Annotated in this window: 20 protein-coding genes and 2 pseudogenes; 3 read left to right on the forward strand and 19 right to left on the reverse strand. The window is 41.7% G+C overall.

The features are described from left to right. Positions 1-299: 299 nt before the first annotated feature. Positions 300-1,742 carry a PAS domain-containing sensor histidine kinase gene (locus N1I86_RS01710; RefSeq protein WP_003354659.1) on the reverse strand — a complete coding sequence of 481 codons (1,443 nt, stop codon included), beginning with the start codon at positions 1,740-1,742 and terminating at the stop codon, positions 300-302. A 345-nt stretch (positions 1,743-2,087) separates the two neighbouring features. On the opposite strand from N1I86_RS01710, the gene N1I86_RS01715 reads away from it, so the two are divergent. Beyond that, on the forward strand, positions 2,088-3,572 hold the full coding sequence (locus N1I86_RS01715; RefSeq protein WP_048623214.1) for an aldehyde dehydrogenase family protein: 1,485 nt from the start codon (positions 2,088-2,090) through the stop codon (positions 3,570-3,572). Between the two features lie 420 nt (positions 3,573-3,992). Here the strand turns inward: N1I86_RS01715 and N1I86_RS01720 are convergent. After that, positions 3,993-4,283: pseudogene (locus N1I86_RS01720) on the reverse strand (AMP-binding enzyme); the annotation flags it as partial. A 92-nt stretch (positions 4,284-4,375) separates the two neighbouring features. Here N1I86_RS01720 and N1I86_RS01725 point away from each other — a divergent pair. Then, entirely contained in the window at positions 4,376-5,749 is a 1,374-nt protein-coding gene (locus N1I86_RS01725) for an IS1380-like element ISGsp2 family transposase (RefSeq protein ID WP_003352568.1), read from the forward strand. A gap of 205 nt (positions 5,750-5,954) precedes the next feature. Here the strand turns inward: N1I86_RS01725 and N1I86_RS01730 are convergent. From N1I86_RS01730 to N1I86_RS01780, 11 genes and pseudogenes are all read right to left on the reverse strand, one after another. Next, positions 5,955-7,355, reverse strand: a pseudogene (locus N1I86_RS01730) (long-chain-fatty-acid--CoA ligase); the annotation flags it as partial. A 216-nt stretch (positions 7,356-7,571) separates the two neighbouring features. Next, positions 7,572-8,348, reverse strand: a complete 777-nt coding sequence (locus N1I86_RS01735) for an enoyl-CoA hydratase/isomerase family protein (RefSeq protein WP_341094633.1) — start codon at positions 8,346-8,348, stop codon at positions 7,572-7,574. Positions 8,349-8,559: 211 nt separating this feature from the next. After that, complete coding sequence (locus tag N1I86_RS01740; protein ID WP_328201353.1) at positions 8,560-9,312, reverse strand: 2-phosphosulfolactate phosphatase; 753 nt, start codon at positions 9,310-9,312, stop codon at positions 8,560-8,562. Next, the gene (locus tag N1I86_RS01745) at positions 9,309-10,379 is read right to left on the reverse strand and encodes a phosphotransferase family protein (RefSeq protein ID WP_341094636.1); all 1,071 of its coding nucleotides are present in this window, start codon (positions 10,377-10,379) and stop codon (positions 9,309-9,311) included. The genes N1I86_RS01740 and N1I86_RS01745 overlap by 4 nt, the downstream gene beginning before the upstream one ends. Before the next feature lie 6 nt (positions 10,380-10,385). Then, the gene (locus N1I86_RS01750) at positions 10,386-10,790 is read right to left on the reverse strand and encodes an acyl-CoA thioesterase (protein WP_003354652.1); all 405 of its coding nucleotides are present in this window, start codon (positions 10,788-10,790) and stop codon (positions 10,386-10,388) included. 205 nt (positions 10,791-10,995) lie between these two features. Further along, entirely contained in the window at positions 10,996-11,565 is a 570-nt protein-coding gene (locus tag N1I86_RS01755) for a TetR/AcrR family transcriptional regulator (RefSeq protein ID WP_003354651.1), read from the reverse strand. 329 nt (positions 11,566-11,894) lie between these two features. Beyond that, positions 11,895-12,674 carry an SDR family oxidoreductase gene (locus tag N1I86_RS01760; RefSeq protein ID WP_341094639.1) on the reverse strand — a complete coding sequence of 260 codons (780 nt, stop codon included), beginning with the start codon at positions 12,672-12,674 and terminating at the stop codon, positions 11,895-11,897. After that, the gene (locus N1I86_RS01765) at positions 12,662-13,897 is read right to left on the reverse strand and encodes an acyl-CoA dehydrogenase family protein (protein WP_341094641.1); all 1,236 of its coding nucleotides are present in this window, start codon (positions 13,895-13,897) and stop codon (positions 12,662-12,664) included. The genes N1I86_RS01760 and N1I86_RS01765 overlap by 13 nt, the downstream gene beginning before the upstream one ends. Positions 13,898-14,140: 243 nt before the next feature. Further along, on the reverse strand, positions 14,141-14,278 hold the full coding sequence (locus tag N1I86_RS01770; RefSeq protein WP_147542796.1) for a YuzL family protein: 138 nt from the start codon (positions 14,276-14,278) through the stop codon (positions 14,141-14,143). Positions 14,279-14,387: 109 nt separating this feature from the next. Next, on the reverse strand, positions 14,388-15,074 hold the full coding sequence (locus N1I86_RS01775) for an LrgB family protein (RefSeq protein WP_341094645.1): 687 nt from the start codon (positions 15,072-15,074) through the stop codon (positions 14,388-14,390). Further along, the gene (locus N1I86_RS01780; protein WP_341094646.1) at positions 15,049-15,441 is read right to left on the reverse strand and encodes a CidA/LrgA family protein; all 393 of its coding nucleotides are present in this window, start codon (positions 15,439-15,441) and stop codon (positions 15,049-15,051) included. The genes N1I86_RS01775 and N1I86_RS01780 overlap by 26 nt, the downstream gene beginning before the upstream one ends. 172 nt (positions 15,442-15,613) lie before the next feature. Between N1I86_RS01780 and N1I86_RS01785 the strand changes: the two genes are divergently transcribed. Further along, positions 15,614-15,856: a YkuS family protein gene (locus N1I86_RS01785; RefSeq protein WP_003354645.1), complete on the forward strand. Its 243-nt coding sequence runs from the start codon at positions 15,614-15,616 to the stop codon at positions 15,854-15,856. Between the two features lie 294 nt (positions 15,857-16,150). Here the strand turns inward: N1I86_RS01785 and mobB are convergent, their stop codons facing one another. From mobB to N1I86_RS01815, 6 genes are all read right to left on the reverse strand, one after another. After that, positions 16,151-16,651 carry a molybdopterin-guanine dinucleotide biosynthesis protein B gene (mobB, locus tag N1I86_RS01790; protein ID WP_048623202.1) on the reverse strand — a complete coding sequence of 167 codons (501 nt, stop codon included), beginning with the start codon at positions 16,649-16,651 and terminating at the stop codon, positions 16,151-16,153. Continuing rightward, positions 16,621-17,913 (reverse strand): molybdopterin molybdotransferase MoeA, encoded by a 1,293-nt coding sequence (locus N1I86_RS01795; RefSeq protein ID WP_341094649.1) that lies wholly within the window; start codon positions 17,911-17,913, stop codon positions 16,621-16,623. Before N1I86_RS01795 ends, mobB begins: the two co-directional genes overlap by 31 nt. 437 nt (positions 17,914-18,350) lie before the next feature. Further along, a complete protein-coding gene (moaA, locus tag N1I86_RS01800; RefSeq protein ID WP_341094651.1) occupies positions 18,351-19,364 on the reverse strand; it encodes a GTP 3',8-cyclase MoaA in 1,014 nt (337 codons plus the stop codon). Positions 19,365-19,687: 323 nt separating this feature from the next. Beyond that, entirely contained in the window at positions 19,688-21,280 is a 1,593-nt protein-coding gene (locus tag N1I86_RS01805) for a long-chain-fatty-acid--CoA ligase (RefSeq protein ID WP_341094653.1), read from the reverse strand. 243 nt (positions 21,281-21,523) lie between these two features. After that, a complete protein-coding gene (locus tag N1I86_RS01810; RefSeq protein ID WP_003354639.1) occupies positions 21,524-21,694 on the reverse strand; it encodes a hypothetical protein in 171 nt (56 codons plus the stop codon). A 15-nt stretch (positions 21,695-21,709) separates the two neighbouring features. Then, the gene (locus N1I86_RS01815; RefSeq protein ID WP_327797844.1) at positions 21,710-22,552 is read right to left on the reverse strand and encodes an SPFH domain-containing protein; all 843 of its coding nucleotides are present in this window, start codon (positions 22,550-22,552) and stop codon (positions 21,710-21,712) included. Positions 22,553-22,679: the final 127 nt, after the last annotated feature.

Raw genomic sequence — 22,679 nt, forward strand, 5'->3', positions numbered from 1 at the left:
TAAACTTGTATTTTCTCCCTCAATTATTCGCCAAAAAATAAAAAAGAAAGCGATAAAGCCCTATCATCTTTTCGTTTTTTACGATCATCAACGAAATATAAGAAGGAGAGATTCTATTTTTCATTCGTGCGACTTTTTCTAAAACCGAATTTCGAAGATCCCGAACCGTTCAGCAAAGCACATAAAAGATCTTTATCCTTGGAGTGAAACGCAACAACAATTAACATTCGGAAAACCATTTCGTTTCTCTCCGTTTAGAAGATTAAGAAGGCGGACGTTTTTAAACGCGATCGGCGCTTTTATATTGTTCCATCCAGATTTATCTTCTGCCTATCGTTTTTTTTGCTGATTTTTCTAGGCAATCGAATCGTAAAAGTAGTGCCTTTATTTACTTCACTATCAATTTCCAAAGACCCTTTATGATTTTTTATGATTCTCTGGCATATCATTAATCCAAGACCCGTTCCTTTTTCTTTTGTGCTAAAAAACGGTTCTCCCAATCTTGAAATCAGCTCTCTTGGAATTCCAATTCCTTCGTCGATCACACGTATCACCACATGATCTTCGGAATGATCCATTTCGGCTTCAATCGTGACGGTCCCGCCTTCCGGCATCGCTTCAATCGCATTTTTAATAAGATTAATTAACACTTGTTTAATTTGATCTGCTTCCGCTTCAATCACAGGACAATCCTTTAAGCGAATATCAGAAATAATATCAATATTATACATAATAGCTTGAGTCCTTAGGAGCGTGACAACACGATCAATTAGCTCGACTAAATTGATTTCTTCAAGGTGGGAAATCTGCGGTTTGGCCAGCACAAGCAAATCGCTGACAATTTTATCAATACGGTCGAGTTCTGTCAAAATCACATCCGTATAATCCCGATGGCCCATGTTGCTTAATAATTGGGTAAACCCTTTGATCGCCGTTAACGGATTTCGTATTTCATGGGCGATACCCGCGGCCAACTGTCCGACAATAGTCAGCTTTTCAGCTTTCTGAAGCATTTTTTCCGTTTCTTTTTTGTTGGTAATATCTTTTAAAATGATTTGATATGTATGCCGATTTTTGTAAAACAGGGGTATTAATTTGAATTCTACGCATTTAACAATTTGATCCACTCTTCTAATGCAAACTTCCAGCGAATCTTCCTGATGAGGATGTTGAAGATATGTTTTAACAAGCGGGATATATTCCTCAAGAAGATAGTCGAAAAGGGAACGGCCAATAATTTCCTCCTTTCTTGCTGAACCGAGTAGTTGTTTGCCGGCTTGGTTAATATCGACAAAAAAGCCTTCATCCGTGACGATTCCTATTGTATCGACCGTATTTTCCAACAAAAGGAGGTACTTTTCTTTTTCTTCTTGAATTTGTTCTTCAAAGACTTTTCGTTCAGACACATCATGAGAGATACAAAAATATTCCATTTCATTTGTCATGGCAATGCAGCTCGTTTCAAGCCAAACATAATCACCGCACTTTCTTCGTGCACGGTATTCAACCTTATCCCAGCCATGATCGGAATGTTCCAACTTATATCGATCTTCCGGATGGATGTAGGAATAGATCAACGTCCCCAGCAATTCGTAAGCTTCATAGCCAAGGATGAGAGCTGAAGCCGGTGATACGTACGTCAATCTGCCGCTGGAAGAAATACACATGATCAAATGTCTGGAATCTTTGATCAACGATTGGAATTTATTCACAATATATGAAATGTTTTTTTTGTTCACCATAAAATTAAACCCCTTAGTAACGAAGAAAAATGTCATTATTTTCTATTATACACAAAATTCAGGTTATTTGAGGTAATTTTACTTTTGAAGATCCTTTTATCGTCTCTGTTTCGCTCCTTTTGTTTGACATATTCATTCCTCTAAAAACGCTGCTCTAAAGAAGAGTTTCAATATAAAATTCGATTCAATGCCCTCTATCATGCCAAGATATTTATAAATTACGACGAAAAAAAGATTGTTGTCGAAAAATAACTGAATATTTTTAATATTAATAATTGAAAGTCTTTTATTTTCATGTTAGATTGATAGTGGTAACTCCCAAACTAAAATGTAAGGAGGAATTCGATGAGCTCAGTTGCAACTCCATTAAAGGAAAAAGTTGAACAATTTTTGTCTGGTGTCAAAAAATTGTACATTAACGGAGAATTTGTAAAAAGCGCCTCTGAAAAAACTTTTGATACTCCTAACCCTGCGACGGGTGAAGTGTTGGCTACCGTTTATGAAGCGCAGGAAGAAGACATTGACCGTGCTGTAAAAGCAGCAAGAGAAGCATTTGACAATGGTCCGTGGTCTAAACTAACCCCCGCGGAAAGAAGCCGATTAATGTACAAACTCGCAGATTTAATGGAAGAAAATAAAGAAGAACTGGCTCAATTAGAAACCCTCGATAATGGTAAGCCGATCAGGGAAACTTTGAATGCCGATGTTCCGCTGGCCATTGAACATTTACGCTACTATGCCGGTTGGACAACAAAGATCGTGGGCCAAACCATCCCAGTGAACGGTCCGTTCTTTAACTACACCCGCCATGAACCGGTTGGAGTAGTCGGCCAAATTATTCCTTGGAACTTCCCGCTTTTAATGGCGTTGTGGAAATTAGGGGCCGCACTTGCTACCGGCTGCACCGTCGTATTAAAACCAGCAGAACAAACGCCTTTATCCGCTTTGTATTTAGCTGAGCTGATCGATGAAGCCGGTTTTCCTAAAGGAGTAGTGAACGTCGTACCAGGATTTGGTGAAACAGCCGGGCAACCGCTTGTAGACCATCCTCTTGTCGATAAAATTGCCTTTACAGGTTCAACAGAAGTCGGAAAATTAATTATGAAGCGAGCATCCAATTCGATCAAACGGATCACGCTTGAATTGGGTGGGAAATCACCGAACATCATCCTTCCGGACGCAGATTTTTCAAAAGCCATCCCGGGAGCTTTAAACGGGGTTATGTTCAATCAAGGTCAAGTATGCTGTGCCGGCTCACGCGTCTTTGTACCGAAAAAGCAATATGATAATATCGTTTCCGATATGGCGGATTATGCGAAAAACATTAAGCAAGGTTTCGGACTTCATTCTGATACAGAAATGGGTCCGCTTGTATCCGATGAGCAGCAAAATCGCGTTCTTGGATATATTGAAAAAGGATTGGAAGAAGGCGCTGAATTAGTCACCGGAGGAAAGAAACCGTTTGAGGAAGGTTATTTCGTCACTCCTACCATTTTCGCTAATGTGGAAGACGATATGACGATTGCAAAAGAAGAAATTTTTGGTCCGGTCATTTCTGCCCTTCCATATGAAGATTTAGACGACTTAATCAATCGTGCAAATGATTCCATTTATGGATTGGCAGCTGGAGTTTGGACACAAGATGTGAAAAAAGCACATTACATCGCCAATAATCTCCGCGCCGGAACCGTTTGGGTCAACTGTTACAACATATTTGACGCCGCAAGTCCTTTCGGTGGATACAAACAGTCCGGTATCGGCCGGGAAATGGGCTCCTACGCTTTGCAAAACTATACGGAAGTAAAAAGCGTGTGGATCTCTCTGAACTAATAGCGGTAAAATAGTAAGGGCTTACAAGAGCTGGATCCTCTATTGATTTTCCTCTAAATTCAGCGAATCGCTTGAATTTAGAGAAGCTGGGAGGAATCTGGCTCTTTTGCCTTGCCTTATTTTTCTTTGCTGTGATAAATTCGATTTTTACTTTTTTTGAAGATGGTTCATTCTGAAAGTTTCACCTTCCCCCGATTTATGAATTCTTCTTCCTTCAAAAACGGCCAAATGCTTATGAGAATTCCGTGTTTCGCTTTTTTACTTTGAACAAAATCAAACCTTCCCCTTTCTCACCAGTAAAAGTACAATCGAAATGAATCTTTCACAAACGTGATCGGTTTTCGGTCCAAAAAATATCCGATTACAGAAAAAGACCGTGCAAATGTTGAAACGCACGGTCTTTTTGACCTTTTTCAGGAATTATTTATTCATTTCAAATTTTTTCTTCTCTTCTTCCGCGAGTTTTCTCCACAAAAGCTTTCCACTGGACGTAGTGGGCAAGGAATCGCGGAATTCAATAAATCTTGGATATTTATAAGCTGCCATGTGTTCTTTAGACCAACGAATCAATTCTTCTTCCGTAATTTTTCCTTTGTAGTCTTCATTCAAAATGATGAAAGCTTTTACATTTTCACCTCTTTTTGGATCTGGAATTCCGACCACACAAGCTTGCTGCACGGCTGGATGTTTGTAAAGATAACTTTCGACCTGAATCCGTGACAAAACATCTTTACAATGGTCGCAAACCGTTGATACGATAAGGAAAAACGACGTTGACGATTCTTCATCAAGTAGGTGATGTGATGAAAGATTTCCCGATTCGGTTTGTATTGACAGATGAAGCGATTACCCCAAGTGCTGGGCTTGCTCTCGTTGGCTACTTACTCCATCGAACGAAACTGGATAAACGGGTAAACGCACTTCGGCTTCCAACGGTTCGTCGAGAAGTGCACATTTCCCATAGCGATGTCATTCGCTCGATGATTGGCTTGCTTGCCACAGGAAAAACGGATTTCGATCATATCGAAGCGTATCGTCAGGACGATATCTTTTCGGCATCGATGGGGATTCAGCACGTGCCTTCCTCTCCAACCTTGCGACAACGACTCGATCAGCTCGCTTGTCTTCCGATGACCGAAACGATTCTTTGGGAGGAGTCCATACGTCTGTTGATTCAACGACATGCCACTTTGTCCCCTTGTTGGACCAAAGGAAAGACGACATGGCTTCCCCTTGATATAGATGGTTCCCCATTTGACAACTCCGATACGAAAAAAGAAGGAGTCAGTCGAACGTATAAAGGATTTGACGGTTTTACACCGTTGTTTGCGTATGCAGGGAAGGAAGGGTATCTCGTTCATGCCGAGTTGCGTCCAGGGAAACAACATGTGCAAGACAACATGCCCTCGTTTTTAGTCACCGCTATCCGTCGAGCTCGTCAACTGACTTCATCTCGTCTGCTTGTTCGCATGGATGCAGGAAACGATGCAGAAGCGAATGTGCACGTATGCCTAAAGGAAGACGTGGACTTTGTCATCAAGCGAAACTTACGCCGAGAATCGAAAGCGCTTTGGTTCCAGATCGCTTCGCAAAAGGGCAAACGTGTCGATGATGGACAAAGCGAAGGAGTACAAACCTATGAGCTATGCCTTCCACAGAAGGCAGCGATCGATGGAAACACGTATACGTACGTTCAAGTCACCCAAGTGACGGAACGGACGATGGAACGCAATGGACAGCTGATGCTCGTTCCTGATTATGAAGTGGAAAGCTATTGGGTGCGGCTCAAAGGATACGAGCATGTTCGAATGAGCGATGTGCTCGCGTTGTATCATGACCATGCGACATGCGAACAGTTTCATAGCGAACTGAAGAGCGACTTAGATTTAGAGCGGCTTCCATCTGGGAAGATGAAAACGAATGCGCTCGTGTTGGTCATGGGAGCCTTCGTTTACAATCTTCTTCGTCTGATTGGACAAGATCTATTAAGCGATCCGAGACATCCGTTGCACCACAAAGTGAAACGCCGCCGCATCAAGACGATTATTCAGACGGTGATCACGATGGCAGGGCGACTCGTCCGTCGATCACGACAGACCTGGATGAAACTGACGCGAAGGAGTGGCTATAGCGAGCCCCTACTGAACGTCTATCAGAAATGGAGAGAGGCAAGATAACGAACGAATGTTCGGGCACTAATGTCCAACGTCACTCCCTGTGCTTTTTTGTCTATTTTTTTGGTTCGTATACCTAAAAAAGAGATTTGTTCCATTTTCGGAAATAGAGATGACATAGGTCATAAGCATAAAAAGGGTTTTATGGATTATCAATCCATCAAAATTACAACAAAATCAAAGTCGATTTCAATTCATCACGGATTCAGGTTTCGACTTCAGTCGGCCAAACTTTAAATCCCGAAGCATTGATCATTCTTTTTAAACGGTCCACAATGAAATAATATCCTTCTTCATCGCGAACCCCAATATCGCCAGTCCGGAAGAATTTTTTCCCATCTATTTCAAGGAAAGCCTTTTCGTTATCCTCTTTGCGGTTATAATATCCGACAAATACTTGAGGACCGTGTACCACAATTTCTCCTTCTTTACCGTCGTCCAATTCTTCTAAAGTTTGTGGGTTTATGATTCTAGCATCAACATCGAACGATGGAACCCCTAAACATTGCAATTTTGGGCGATCCGGCGGATTGAAATGTGTATGAGAAATCGTTTCGGATAATCCATATCCTTCTACATAGCGAAGGCCCGTTAATTTGTACAGCTTCTCCCCAACGGCCGCTGGCAGCGAAGCTCCTCCCCCCGCAATTAATTCCAGCGAGGCGACATCTTCTTTTTTCAGCAAGGGATTGGCAAGAAAATCAATAAGCATGGTACTGATGACCACCCAATGAGAAATCTGTTTCTTTTTTATGATTTTTCTGGCATATTCGCGGTCCCAGCGCGTTAATACGATCATTTCCGCTCCTGCAAAAATAGGCATATGCATGCTGTGAATCATTCCGGTCACATGGAACATCGGCAATGTTGTGAAACAAACTGAATTGGACGTTAAAATATCCCAATATGCTCCACCTATCGTGTTTGCCTGGACACTGCTATGTTTATGCAAGCATCCTTTTGGCAAACCCGTTGTACCGGATGTGTACGGCATGACGGCAAGATCGTCCGCATCTCCCAGCGTACACTCCGGTTTTTCTCCAGCTTCTAACACATCTTTCCATAAATAATGATTTTGTTTTGAGAACAGACGGCGACTTTCTGCCACTACCGGAGGAATTGGATCATCCACTTCTTCAGGCAAATAATCAAGATAACAAGCGATCACTAACTGTTCTAGAGGAGTTTGTTCCAAAAGCGGGGCAACATAATCATAAATTTCTTGTGAAACGATGCCGGTTTTGATCTGGGCGTCTTGAATATAAAATCTAAGTTCTTCGGTTGTATTCATCGGATTGATCGGAACGACAATCGCATTAATCCTGGATATGGCATAATAAGAAATGATAAATTGAGGCGAGTTTTGCATATACAGCATGACACGGTCCCCTTTTTGGACGTGCAGCCTTTTTTCCAAAAAACCCGCGATTCTCTCTGCTTCTTCCAAAATTTGTTGATAAGAATACGTGGCGCCATAATAATAAATGGCATTTTTTTGAGGAAATCGTTTGGCGGAAACAACTAAATTATCGAAAATATTGGTTTTTGGAACCGTTAGCGTTTTGGGGACTCTTGTTGGCCAGAATGAAAAATGGGCAGTATTTTTCATTTTTCTCCTCACCTCATGAATTCATAATATTTTCCTTTTATCAAAACAGCCGGGAGTCTAAAAGGGAGATTTCTAATATTCCAGTTTTCGTGTGTCAACTTGTTATACGGTCTTTACCACAGGCATCTGAACGTTATTCATAATCAGAAACAATCTTTATCGTTCTTTCTATCATGATCCATAGTCGAGCTTCATCGTGTATTTCAGTGCAGCCGTTTATTTTCCTCGAAAAATCGGTGTTCTTTTTTCATTAAAAGCGTTAATACCTTCTTTATGGTCCTCTGTTTCCGCCATCAGCATCTGTGTGAGCCTTTCTCTTTCAAGCACTTGTTCTAAAGTCAGCTGATAAGACTCATTGATCAACTTTTTCATTTTTCCATACGCTTTAAGAGGTCCTTGCGATAAGCGGGCGGCAAAAATGATGACTTCATCCTGCAGCTCTTCGATAGGCACCACGCGGTTGATGATTCCTAACGCAAGCGCTTCTTTTGCTGTGATAGGCTCTGCTAAGAAGAACAATTCTTTCACTTTATGGGGACCTAAAATTTTAGGTAAAAAATGGAGGCCTCCGCCATCGGAAATAAGCCCTACTTGAGCAAAACTTAAGATAAATTTACTTTCATCCGATGCAAGAATAAAATCGCAAGCTAGAGCCAAATTAAATCCCGCTCCTGCCGCATATCCATGAACGGCTGCCACAATCGGTTTTTCCACTTCTTGCATCGTCAAGATACATTGATTGAGATGGCCTACATGCTCATACAAGGATGTGATGTCAGTTCGGCTGGCCATGCTTTTCACATCACCCCCCGCAGAGAAAGCTCTGCCTGAACCTCTTATGACGATCGCCTTCACTGAATCATCCTCACCCGCTTGTTGCAGTTGTTCTCTCAAACCAATGAGCATATCCTCGCTAAAAGCGTTTAAACTTTCCGGACGATTTAACGTCAAAATCAAAATTTTTCCTTGCTTCTCCACTAATACATCACTCATTCTTTTCCATCTCCTTTTCCCATTTTTTTGATCAACTTACCGAATCTACTAATAAATTAGTGGCGACGTTGATCCGTGTATTTGAACAACTGTTCCGCTGGAATCACAGAACAAAAGTAAACGCTTTCTAAATAGATTGTTGGACGCTTCTCCTTTTTGTAATGAGTATATACCCACTCATATTGTATATCTGATTGGATTCAGACTTCCCTTAAAAATGAGGTTGACCATCCTGCTCATTTTCCACATGGATTAACTTTCCGTCTTTCCAGCGCGGAACGACAGTAAAGGCACTTTTTTGGGAAATAAAGTCCAATTCATCATCATACGAATAGCGCGAAAGTATTTTTCCGATTCTTGTTAAGCGCAAAAGTTCATAAGGATGATCCTTTTGGGATCGATAAAACAATTGCGCCGTTTTTGCAGCATCCGTCAACTGAAAAGAATGAAGCGAAAGCAAGCAGTCGACCATGTAGCCGGCCCCATAAAAATCTTCCATACTGAAGCTGCCGCGCGACCCTCCGCAAATAAGGAGGATGGTTTCATTTTGATAATGTTTCACAATGTCGGCTGCGACAGCTTCTGTATTTAATAGGCTGGCTGCGTATAATTTTTTGGCTGACTCCGCTTTCTTCAGTGCCACTGTACCATTTGTCGTCGATAAAATGAGCGTTTTTTCTTTAATCCTTTTTCCCAGCTCTTTTGGATAAGGATCCAGAAACCCTTCCATTGATTTCCCGTTATATTCTCCGGCAAGCACAGCAGACGATGACGGAAATGCAGAGGATACTTCGACTGCTTCTTCCCTGTCGTATACAGGAATCACGGCTTCGGCCCCTTGTTCCAGCGCAGCCGTAATGGTGGATGTGGCCAGTATAATATCAAATACAACGGCGATTTTTCCTGCCAATCTTTCCATCACTAAATCTTCTTTTTTCAATACTACGTGGATCTTCCTTGTCATAGCTCACCTCTTTCACTATGAAAAGCCGTCAGCCAGGAATATCGAACTAATGATTTGGCAAATTCTCCGTAGCGGGCAAAGCGATGATCATTTGTCTGGCCGTTTTTGTAACGATAATAAATCTGCTGGCAAATACCAGCTAATTTAAAATATCCGAACGATAAATAAAATGGAAAATGTTCCACGTCCCTTCCGCTTTTCCTGCTGTAGCTTTTCACAAATTCCTTTCTTGTGTAAAATCCAGCCAACGTTGTGACAGAGGGATTCCCAAATCCTGCTTTCAACTCGGGCGGATCATCTGGTTCCTGCCAATAGCCCATAGCTGCTCCCAAATCAGCCAATGGATCTCCTACTGTTGCCATTTCCCAGTCAAGCAACCCTGTCATCTTCGACAAATCTTCAGAAAATAGAGCATTGTTCAGCTTGTAATCATAATGGATAATGGCCGGTTCAGGTGAAGTTGGAATATGGTGGACAAGCCATGTTTTCAACCGTTCCAACTCGGGAAGATCTTCCGTTTTCACTCGTTCAAAACGAGCGATCCAGCCATGCACTTGCCGTTGTAAAAATCCTTCCGGCTTCGTCATTTTCTCTAGTATTGTTCCTTTATATGGAACAGAGTGAAGATTCACAAGCATATCGACCATCATCTCAGAAATGCGCTTCCCTAATGCCGGCGTTGGTTCAATCTCTTCCGGAAAATCGGTATCGATCAAAATCCCTTCTTTTTTTTCCATCAAAATAAATGGCTTTCCCACAATAGAATCATCTTCGCAAAATAGAAATGGCCGCGGCGCCAAAGGGAAATGTTCCGCTAATACTGACAGAAATTGATGCTCCCGTTTCATATCATGAGCTTTCGGAGCAACAGGCCCCATAGGCGCACGCCTTAATACCGCCTCCCAATTTCCTATGTTTAATGCATATGTGAGGTTGGAGGCTCCCGTACCGAATTGCCGGATCTCTAACGGCGAATCCGGTAAATCCTTAAAATTCTTGCGTAAATACGCTTCCAATTTTTCTTTATTTATTTCCTCTCCTTTTCGGACAGGTATGATATGGGACAATCGGTATCACTTCCTTTTCAGAAATTCCGTTTCTTCCAAGTGTTGATGTAAATAATTTCTCAGTTCTGTCGGCAAAGGTTCGCTTTCTTGGGTATCAAAGTTAAAATAGACGATCACGGCTTCGGCACAAGCGACAGTTTTGCCAGTATGTTTGTCTATAATTTCGTGACCCAATGTAAAACTTTTCGTTCCGATTTTTTTGATCGATGTCGTGACAACAAGCCTTTGATTATAATAGGCTTGAGCAACAAAATCACAGCGTGTGGAAGCCAATATAAAACAATGATCCATATTCGTTTCTTCCAAAAAATCGAGACGCGCTTCCTCTAAATAAGCAAAATAACTAGTATTATTCACATGCCCAAAAGCATCCGTTTCACAAAAACGGACACGGATTTCAGTTGAATGCAATGGATTTCCTCCTTTATCGACGAGATAAAATGCTACCCTTTTTCTATGATCGTTTGAACATCTTCTTTGATGGCTTTTGGCTTAACGGTCTCAAAACCGTCGAATGCAGCCGACATTGACGCTGGATGCTTTTTTTATCCTGACTCTCACTGCTATTTTCTTCACAGGTCCCGATAGTTCTAACGCTTGACACATTACCCACCTTTCAGTTATTTTGCTGGATGCCGTGAATAAGCATTTCATAAAAAATTTCGGCCACACGCTTGTCGCTCACTTTTCCTGTTGGCTTAAACCAAAAATAGCTCCAATTGGCAATGCCTAAAATGCCGAATGAAACAATATCAGGCGGCAAGTCTGTGCGGAATTCTCCGTTTTTGATTCCCTCTTCAATCAATAATTGAACATTTTCTCGAAATTGATCTCTTTTCGGCAGAACGATATCAAGATATTGATCGCTTAAATGATTGATTTCCCTTATGAATACTTTTGCTCGCTGTCCTTCTTTTTCGATATCTTGAATTAATTTATAAATGATCGCAAATAATTTTTCTTGACACGTTTTGCTTGGATCCGAGATGATTTTTTTCTGATTCTCTAAAAGACGTTCGATATATTGCAAATGGATATCCTTTAGCAATTCTTCTTTGCTTTTGAAATAATAATAAAAGGTTCCTTTCGTTACATGCAGTTCATCCATGATGTCCTGTATAGAGGTTTCTTTAAAGCCTTTTTCAGCAAATAGCTCGATGCTCTTGTCCATGATTGTTTCTTTCATTGTACAATCCTCACCGTTATCAGTTTTTTGTGATTATACTATAAGAACGAGAGCATCAATACAAGTCTTCATTGTTTTTTCATTGACTCTTCTCGGCTGGCTCTTCTCAAAATTTTCCCTATATTGGTTTTGGGCCATTCATTTCCAAATTCAATAATTTTGGATATTTTTTAAAGATTTCGATGCTATTTGCCGTATTCGATCCATTCTTTTTCGCTTGCTGCCCCTTATTTAATACGATGGTTTTAAACGTTTCCCCCTGCAGACATCGGGGACGCATCCTTCATAAGAACATCCCTTTGTGATACAGTCAATCCGGAAATGTTCAGTTAAAGAGCGTGCGACCCACCATCCACAAAGAGGACATCCCCGGTTATATAATCCGAAGCTTTTGAGGCCAAAAAAACGGCCGCTCCCTTTAAATCATCGTCACTACCGAATCTTCTTAACGGCGTATGTGACAGCCAATAATCTTTCCCTTTCTCAATAACGACATTCGACATTTTCGTCGGAAAGAACCCCGGCGCAATCGCATTCACATGAATATGATACGGCCCCCATTTCACTGCCAAATCTTTTGTAAAAGTAATGATGGCACCTTTGCTGGTATTATAGCCGATGGCATCCAAGTAATCGGGATCGGTTCCGCCCAAGCCTGCAATCGAAGCCATATTTATAATCTTTCCCGACTGCTGCTCTATCATTTTTTTCCCAACCGCTTGCGACATTAAAAACGTGCCGGTAACATTCACATTGATTACTTTTTTCCAAGCATCAATCGGCATTTCCGCCGCTGGCGCCCCCCATGAAACCCCGCTGTTATTCACTAAAATATCAATGCGTCCCAACTTGCGAATCGTTTGATCCACTACCGTCTGAACATCCTCCGGTTTTGTGACATCGCATTCCAGAGCTAGCGTTTTTATCCCGTACACGGACTGTAAACGTTCAGCTGTTTCTTGACAATTCTCTACTTTACGCGAACAAAGGACAACGTTCACTCCTGATTCAGCGTACGCTTCTGCGATCTGCTCTCCTAATCCTCGCCCTCCTCCAGTGATAATCGCCGTTTTTCCGGTTAAGTCAAACAGTTCCTTTACTGTTGCCATTGAAATCTCTCCCTTTCCGGTGAATGCTCACGCAATTCCAGCTTCGCAATTTGCTGTTTATGAACTTCATCCGGACCATCAGCTAGTCTTAGTGTTCTTATATTGGCCCAATGAGCGGCAAGAGTCGTATCATTGCTGACGCCTTTCGCACCGAATGCTTGTATGGCGCGGTCTATTACTTTTAAGGCCATATTCGGAGCAATCACTTTAATCATCGCAATCTCTTTTTTGGCCGCTTTATTGCCGACCGTATCCATCATATAGGCCGCTTTTAAAGTCAACAGCCTTGCCTGTTCAATTTCGATCCGCGATTGAGCAATCCAATCTTGGATCACTCCTTTCTTCGATAAAGATTCGCCAAAAACCTCCCTTTCTTGTACGCGCTTACACATTTCGTCCAGCGCTCTTTCTGCAGCGCCAATAATTCTCATGCAATGATGAATTCGTCCAGGTCCCAACCTACCTTGGGTGATGGCGAATCCTTTGCCTTCTTCCCAAATGATATTTTTCGCCGGTACCCTCACGTCGTGAAAAAGAATTTCCGCATGCCCATGTGGAGCGTGATCATATCCAAAAACGGGGAGCATGCGTTTAATCTCCACACCCTTTGTATCAAGAGGAACGATAATCATGGATTGCTGTTCGTGTTTTGGAGCATCGGGGTTCGATTTGCCCATGACGATGGTAAATTTGCAACGCGGATCCCCTGCTCCGGAAGACCACCATTTCAAACCGTTTATCACATATTCGTCTCCATCCCGCACGATGCTGGCCGAAATATTGGTGGCGTCGCTGCTCGCAACATCCGGTTCCGTCATCGAAAAACAAGAACGAATGTCGCCGTTCAGAAGAGGTTTCAGCCACTTTTCTTTTTGCTGCTCGCTTCCATAACGGACGAGAACTTCCATATTCCCGGTATCAGGTGCATTGCAGTTAAATATTTCCGGAGCGATCATGCTTCTTCCCATAATTTCGCAGAGCGGGGCATATTCCAAATTGGTCAATCCGGCGCCATATTCGCTGTCAGGCAAAAACAAATTCCATAATCCTTCTTTCTTTGCCTTCTGCTTCAGCTCTTCTAAAATGGGTGGAATGGACCAGCGAGTTTCTTGATCGTTCAACTGTTCCTCGAATGTTTTTTCATTCGGATAAATGTATTCTTCCATAAAGGCTGTCAACCGCTTTTGAAGATTGATCACTTTTTCGGAAAACGAAAAATCCATAGAAGTTTGGCCTCCTTTATTAACTAACCGGTCGGTATGTGCCGTTAATGGTATGTTATATCAATTAGAGTATTCCTGACAATAATATTTTATAAAATTCTGAAAATTTTATTCGACATAAAAAATAGGAAAATCCTATTTTGGTCCATCCGTTATTCACAAACATTTACGCTCAATAAAAAAATCAGTTTCCTCCGGGCCAAGTCAGGATGACCAATGGAAACCAGAGGAAACCAACAAAAATCAATACTTTTTCTGTTTTTTCTCTGCTGATGAGCGGCTCACACCGCCGGCTGTTTCTCGTTCCGTTGTTCCTTGCCCCTCCGTTTGAGAAGAGCCTAAACCAATAGTGGAAGGATCTTTTTTTACTCGTTTGCTCAATTTCCATCACCTCTGTCTTACTTTACCTTGACAGCCGCTTTTTATGCATCATACCAGCTGCTTTTTTAGGATGGAAATCCACGTCCGTGACTTAAATCTTGTTTGTCCGTCAGAACAAGAGGGGAAACAACCACGGAAGAACGGCTGATGTCAAAATGGACGCAAACCCCATGGCAGCCCCGGATACTCCTCCCGGCAACGACCCTTCTGACAGTATTTGCGCTGTGCCGATACCGTGAGAAACCGTACCAATGGACAGTCCTCTGGAAAACGGATCTGATATCCTCGTCACATTCAATAGCCACGGCCCGAACATCGCTCCGAAGATGCCGGCGACCATGACAAAAATCGCCGATAGCGCAGGATCTCCCCCTATAATCTTCGCTTCTTCTATGGCAACCGGCGTTGTAACCGATTTCGTCGCTACTGAGGCTGCAATGGTTCCCGAAAAATCAAATAGTTTGGCAAGCAAAACAGCAGAAATGATGGTTGAAAAGGTACCCAAGACGAGTCCGGCAAGTGCAGGCATCCATTTTTTTAACAGCAAATCTTTATTATGATAAAGCGGAACAGCAAGCGCCACTGTCGCTGGTCCAAGCAGATAAGTCATAATATCCTTTGCCGTCCCATAGTCTTTGTAATCCATTCTACATACCGTAAGCACGATGATGATGAGTACTGTACTCAAAAAAACAGGTGTGGTCAAGGGGGATGGGTATTTCCGGGTCAAAATGCGAGAAATCCAATAAGCCGCTATCGTCACGACAATACTAAACACTGTAATGGCGATCTTCATCCATATTCCCTTCTTTCTCTTTTCCAAACCATTGACTTGTATACCCCGTAATCAACAGACCGATAATGGAGCTGCCCAGTAAAATAATGATCAATGCAAATCCATTTTTGACAAAAAAATTCCCATAGCTCATGAAACCGACTGAAATGGGAATGAAGAAAAACGCTAAATGCTTATTTAGAAAAGCAGCTCCCCTCTCCACCCAATGAATTTTCACAATTCCAGTTAGAAGCAGTATAAATAAAATCACCATTCCCAGCACGTTTCCCGGAATGGGGATATGAAAAAACTCGACGATACTATAGCTAATCTCATTGATAAGCCATAAAAAAGCGATTTGCAACACAAAAATAAATCCCTGCTTCATCCCTCACACCTCCATTTTACCGAAAATTCAAATAACAATTAATTTTATTGTAACTCATTCGTCCAATGAATGGAGAAAAAAATCCATCTTTCATCGTTTTCGAAAAAAACAGACACCATATTGTGTATAAATCCTTTCATCCTAGAAAACGATAGGAAGGGAGGTGTTAGGAATGGCAAAAATCGGAGTAGAAGAATCATTGCATAATGTATCCGAAGCCTTAAAAGAAAGAGGATATCAAGTGGTGGAATTGAAGAAGGAGTCTGACGCCCGCGGCTGCGATTGTTGTGTGGTCACCGGATTGGACTCCGATATGTTAGGCATTCAAAATACGGTCATAAAAGGACCAGTCATCAACGCCGACGGCTTAAGCGCCGATGAAGTTTGTCGTGAAGTTGAAAACCGACTTCAATAGAGACACTCAGCGGGAAAACCCGCTGAGTGTTTTTTCCGGCTTTCATATGCTCTCTTCAAGTGAAGTGCTTACTGTTGAAAACTTTCCCATCCAGTCTCAATTGCTTACTAGAACGTCAGAAAAGACAAAAGTCCTTATCTGTTGTTTGAAGTTTGACACCGACAAAAAAGCAGACAATGGAAAAGACTTGGCTTTTCGTCATTTACCATTTAACAAGACGGTTCATCTCAGAGAAATCTTATTATGAGCTGCTTGTATTTTTCATGCTGAAATGATTTTTTCGTGTTTTTCCGCCTAAAACAAGAAATAGTTCCATAGCCATTCTGCCATTGATTTTTTATCCTCAACGTGAAAAGCAGGAATTTGTTTAAATTGATGCGGGAAAGGCGTGATGACGGCTTGTACATTTTCCAATTTCAATAAATTCTTGTCCTCTTCTCGGTGAATTATAACCGCTTTAGGAAACGAAGCTTTTTTATAGCCTTCTATCAAAATGAAATCAAGTGGAAGCGATTGATACAGTTTCAATATGTCTTCTAAGCCATAGTAACCGTTGATCGTGACAACGGCTGTGTTTCCGCCTTCTACCGTAACAGCATAAGCGCCTTTTTTCCGATACCTTTCTGTATCTTTTCCTTTATCTCCGATGACAGGTCGTCCACCATGTCCATGATGTTTCACTACGCCCACCGTTTTTCCGTGAAAAGAAGCATATTCAAGCAAATATTCGATCCAAGTTGTTTTCCCGCTATTTTGATACCCTACTATTTGGAAGATCTTTTGCTCTCTTCCCACCACGACTCACTCCCCGTGTTATCTTCGAGAAAGAGAACATCTACAAGATCTCCGCTTCCAAACCCTCTTGTTCCTCCCGGAAGAACCATTAAGCAGTCTGACCACGCCAAGGACGTTACGACGTTTGATTTATCCAGTCCCACCGGTTTTACATGCAGCTTTCCGTCCTCGCCATAAAAGACTCTGCTGCGCACAAACCTGGAAAAAGGATTGGCTTTCGGGAATTCTGATTGTAAAAAAGCTTTTCCTTGGCGCAAGTATGGTTTAGAAGAATGAAGCCAGTAACGTATAAGGGGGCGAACATACAATTCAAATCCAACATAGCAAGCAGAAGGATTTCCGGACAATCCAAACAGCAATTTGCCATTCAAAACGGCGGCCGTTGTCACACTACCAGGACGCATAGCGATTTTATTAAAAAGCACTTCAGCCTTCATTTGGCGATAAATTTCCGGCAAATAGTCAAAATCTCCTACAGAAACTCCGCCCGTCGTAATGACTATATCGCATTCTTTGTACGCAGTTTTAACAGCATTTAATACCGAATCGACATCATCGGCGCATTGCCCGTATGTTTTGACTTTTCCCCCTGCTCTTTCAATTTGCGAAGCGATCATGTACAGATTGGAATTGCGGATTTTTCCCGGCACCAATTCTTCATCTACATTTAATAGCTCAGATCCCGTAGCAAGTACACCGACAACGGGAGGTTTCACAACGGGAACTTTGGCATAACCGAAAGTTGCAAGCAACGCTTTTACACCAGGGTTAATTTGAATTCCTTCTTCTATCAAAGGCTGACCTTTCTTGGCATCTTCTCCTTTAAAGGAAATATTATCATGTTTTTGGAACGGCCGTTTGATCGCAATAAATGTTTTGCCATCCCGTTTTTCCTCATGAACCAATTCAAGCATGACGACACAGTCCGCCCCTTCCGGAATAGCCGCTCCTGTCATAATGCGGATTGCCTCCATTTTCCCAACTCGAAAAGGACTTACTTGCCCGGCGCCAATTTCATCGATTACTTCAAGAAAAACCGGGCTGTCGCTAGTCGCATCTGCAGTATCTTCGCTGCGGACGGCAAACCCATCATAAGGAGAGCGGTCAAAAGGCGGTACATCGTGATCCGCTACTAACGGTTTTCCTAAAAAGCGACGATCGCACGCATCAATATCCACATATTCTATTTCTCCAAGCTGCTTCCACTCCATGACTCTCCGAACGGCTTCACCAACTTTGATCGGGCTTCTCCGTTCCACCATGATCCTCATCCTTTCTCTTTACCACCATCATTCTTCGACGCCTGCAACTTTGAGCCAGTTCCAGTCAACGTTCTTGATCCGGTTGGACCCATACTCGTTCCATTCATCCATATATAGAGCGATCGAGTGATTTTTTCGTTCCGATCCATTTTATAAAAGGGAAATTAACAAATTTTCGAATGATGTTCTTCTCTTTTATCCTTCATTCTTTGTAGATTATACCATATTTTCCCTGGCGTCGTTTTGAAGTTCAGCAAATACCAATGGGAGAAATGGATTCCCCATCTCTTCCGTCCGGTCACTTTTGCTCCTTTTTTCCATATGTCAGGCTTTGATCAACTTTCAGCCCTTGAATGGAAGATTTCCTTCGATTTTTTCTGATTTATCGTGTTCGTTTTTGACAATACGCGCATTTGTTTTTTTTTCTTATTGGACGGTTATCCACCGATATAGGACATTTCAATTTTTTTACGGGGATGATGAGTATTAGCCAAACGTTCATCTGAATAACGATCTGCTCGGTGGTTCCAAATGTCTGCTACTTTTTGTGCAATTTCTTCATCCTTCGCCCCGCTTCGCAGAAGAGCTCTCAAGTCGTAGCCTTCACTTGCAAACAGGCAAGTATACAGTTTTCCTTCGGCCGAAATTCTGGCTCTTGTGCAGCTTGAGCAAAAAGATTCTGTAACAGAGGTGATAAAACCGACTTCCGTTTGTTCACCTTGATAACGATACCGTTTAGCCACTTCGCCAAAATACGCCGGTTCCACTGGCTCTAATTGAAAACGGCTCTTTAATTTTTCGTATATTTCTTTTTTGGTTACCACTTGATCTAATTTCCATCCATTTGAATTTCCGACATCCATAAATTCAATAAAACGGAGAGAAAGTCCTTTTTTCCGACAAAATTCTGCCATCGGCAAAATCTCGTCTTCATTCATACCTCTTTGTACAACCATGTTTATTTTCACCTTAAGGCCATGGGCAAGAGCAGCGTCAATCCCCTTTATGACTGCCTTGGAACGGACTCCTCGGCCGTTCATTTTCATAAAAATTTCATCATTCAGAGCGTCAAGGCTGACATTCACCCGTTTTAAACCAGCTTCTTTCAATTCTTTTGCGTATTTAGGCAAATACACTCCATTTGTTGTAAGACCAATATCTTGAATGCCGGGAATTTTCAACAATCGCTGAATGAGGGAGGGGAGTTCTTTTCTCATGAGCGGTTCCCCGCCTGTGACTCGGATTTTTCTGACCCCCAATTTGCTAAAGATGATTGCCAATCTTTCTATTTCCTCAAACGAAAGGACTTCCTCTTTCGGCAAAAAAGCAAAATCCGGGCCAAATATTTCGGCGGGCATACAATATTGACAGCGGAAATTACAGCGGTCAGTCACACTTATACGCAAATCTCGCAAAGGTCGACTCAACGTATCAAGAATTGGATTTTTCATTGTTTTCATCTCCCAAAAAGGAATGTTCCTTTTTAAGCTCATTTCTTTTTTTGTGAAACGTGTCTCATTTCCATAACGATAGAAAAAGGGAGCAGAGTACGCTCCCTTTTTCTATTGTAAAGGAAAATTCATTGTACGTACACCGTTTTTTTCCTGATGCCATTTTCGACTCTCCTTATTGAATAATGTACAGATCAAAAAAGAAAATCAGACCTGATTTAGGAGAAAAAGGTGCGGCTAATATTCGTAAACAACGTTATGAAGGGTATGAGAGGAACCAAATGTATGAAAAAACGGCAAAAAAAAACTTGCCGCCCATTTCATTAATTGACCAATCGTCCCGTTATTCCTTTTGATTCCCAATAATTTTTTCTTAATAACACCTTTTGAATCTTTCCCGATGCCGTTTTCGGCAGTTCCTCCACAAACGTTACTCCTGTAATCGCTTTAAAATGAGCTAACTTTGAACGGGAAAATTCGATTAATTCTTGTTCTGTTACGGTTTCGTTCGGTTTCTTGACTACAAAAGCATGCGGAGTTTCTCCCCACTTTTCATGCGGTACGGCGATGACAGCAGCTTCTAATACAGCCGGATGCTCGTAGAGAACGCCCTCGACTTCAATAGAGGAAATATTTTCTCCGCCGCTAATGATAATATCTTTTTTTCTGTCCACAATGTCGATATACCCGTACTCATCAATCGTCCCCATATCGCCGGTATGAAGCCAACCGTTTCGGATCGTCTCCATTGTCGCTTCTTCATTTTTCCAACAACCTTTCATCACGGCGTTGCTTCGAATAACCAGTTCTCCTATTTCCTTTCCGTTTCGTGCTACTTCCTCCCCATGTTCATTAACAACCTTAACACGACAACCAATCATCGGATAACCGGCTTTGGCTCTCACACGCCATTGCTCTTCCAAAGGTAAATGGCTCAAATGGGAACGAACGGTGGAAACCAAATGCAGCGGTGTACTTTCCGTCATTCCGTAAACTTGGATAAACTCCCAACCCAATTCATTCTCTACTCTTTTCACAAAGGAAGGCGGAGGAGCTGATCCGGCAATGACGACACGCACATCTTGTTCAATGATCGGATGATGCTTTTCATTATATTGAAGCAAGGAATTTAATACTGTTGGGGCCATTTCCATGATGGTGACACGATGCTTTTGCACTAAATCAAATATGGTTTTTGCATCCACTTTTCGCAAAGCTACTTGAGTCGCACCATTAGCTGTGAAATAAAAAGGGGATCCCCAGCCGTTGACGTGGAACATAGGCAGTACATGAAGTAACGTGTCTCGATCCGAAACGCGCAAATGATGCATCGACCAAAGTGCATGAAGATAATTATTGCGATGCGTCAACATAACCCCTTTTGGGTTCCCGGTCGTCCCGCTCGTATACAATAAACTACATACATCTTCTTCATGGATTTCGGGTCGTTCTATTTCGTTAGTTGGAAACATGCTCAACCAACGGTCATAATCGAATTCTTCATTGTCGCTGTCTTTATAATGAACAATAATATGTTCAACAGTCGCTAAACGGTCTTTCACCGGTTGGATCAAATGGTAAAGACCTTGGTCGACAAACAGTACTTTCGATTCACTGTGATTTAGCATAAACAAATAATCTTCCGGTTTCAGACGAATATTCAAAGGAACCATAATGGCTCCGATCTGAAAAATTCCGTAAAAACCTTCAAACATTTCCAACGTGTTGGGCGCTAAATATGCCACGCGGTCTCCCTTGCGGATGCCCAGTGAATACAGCCCATGAGACAACTGATTCACTCTTTCTTTTAATTGTCGATAAGTGATATAGCGATCATCGTTAATCATTCCAATTTTGTCTGCATATAATTCGGCAGCGCGATCTAAAAAATCTGTCAGTACTAACGGAACGTGCATAACTCATCCCCTCAATTGTTCAGAAAATTATAATATATTAGAATATTAACATATTTTAATAGGAATAAACAATGATTTCCCTGCTGCCTTTTTTCCTAGTCTAAAAGAATGGTAGAAAATTCAGCCAATCCCTTTCATCGATCCGTCCCCCCGTATACGTCTATAAAAAAAAAGGATATATGTTCTTGAACGAACATCATATCCCCTTATCATTTATGAATCAAAAGCAAGTGTTTGAAAAAATTATTCATCCTCTTTTTTTCTCTTTGGCAATCTCTTTTCACGCCGAGCAGCCTCTCTTAATAAAAATTCAATATGGGCATTCACACTACGGAATTCTTCTTGCGCCCATCGTTCAATGATTGCATACAATTCAGGATCTATTCTCAACGGAAAATGTTTCTTGTTGGCCATGTTGATCCACAACCATTAGTACAAGCTGCCGGTATTAATGACCGGCTGAGCGCCGCGGTCAGATATGATCGCAATCATTAAATTATTCACCATGTTCACTTTTCTTTCCTCATCCAGTTCAATCGTTCCATCGTTCGAAAGCTGTTCGACGGCCATTTGAGCCATGCTGACAGCACCTTCTACAATCATTTTTCTGGCAGATAGAACGGCGGCGGCCTGTTGACGCTGAAGCATGGCGCTCGCAATTTCTGTCGAATAAGCCAAATGGGTCAGCCTCGCTTCGATTACTTGAACTCCCGCAACGTTTAACCGTTCTTGCAATTCATCGGCCAATTCTTTGGAAACAATATCCGCATTGCCTCTTAATGTAATATGGTGGTCATCCAACGTATCATAAGGATACTTTGTTGCGACGTGGCGAATGGCAGCCTCGCTTTGGATTTCCACGAATTCTTCATAATCATCTACATCAAAAGTTGCTTTCGCTGAATCAATGACTTTAAAGACGATAACGGAAGCAATTTCAATCGGATTTCCTTCCACATCATTTACTTTCAGTTTTTTGCTGTTAAAATTTCGCACGCGAAGAGACACTTTTTTCTTATTCGTAAATGGAACAGTTAAAGCTATACCGCTTTTTCGAATGGTTCCTACATAACGCCCGAAAAAAACGACTACATTGGCTTGGTTAGGTTGTACAATAGTCAGACCACTCCCGATCAGTATGGCAATGATCACCAACAAAATAGAACGAAAAAAATGATCTCGAGTCATGGCTAAAAAAGCCACAGCCAACAGAGCGACAATTAACAAAATTCCGATAAATCCGTTCATGTGCCATGCATTTTTCTCTTTCAATTTTCGCTTCCCCTTCCTAGTGGAATTTATATCAAAATGATATCATAATTTGAAATATATGTAAATCATAACAAATTTTCCGTAGAATGATTGAAATGAAAAAAAGTCCTTATTTTATCAACGCCTT

Source organism: Bacillus sp. FSL W8-0116, from assembly GCF_038003825.1.
Taxonomy (GTDB): domain Bacteria; phylum Bacillota; class Bacilli; order Bacillales; family DSM-4216; genus Bacillus_O; species Bacillus_O smithii.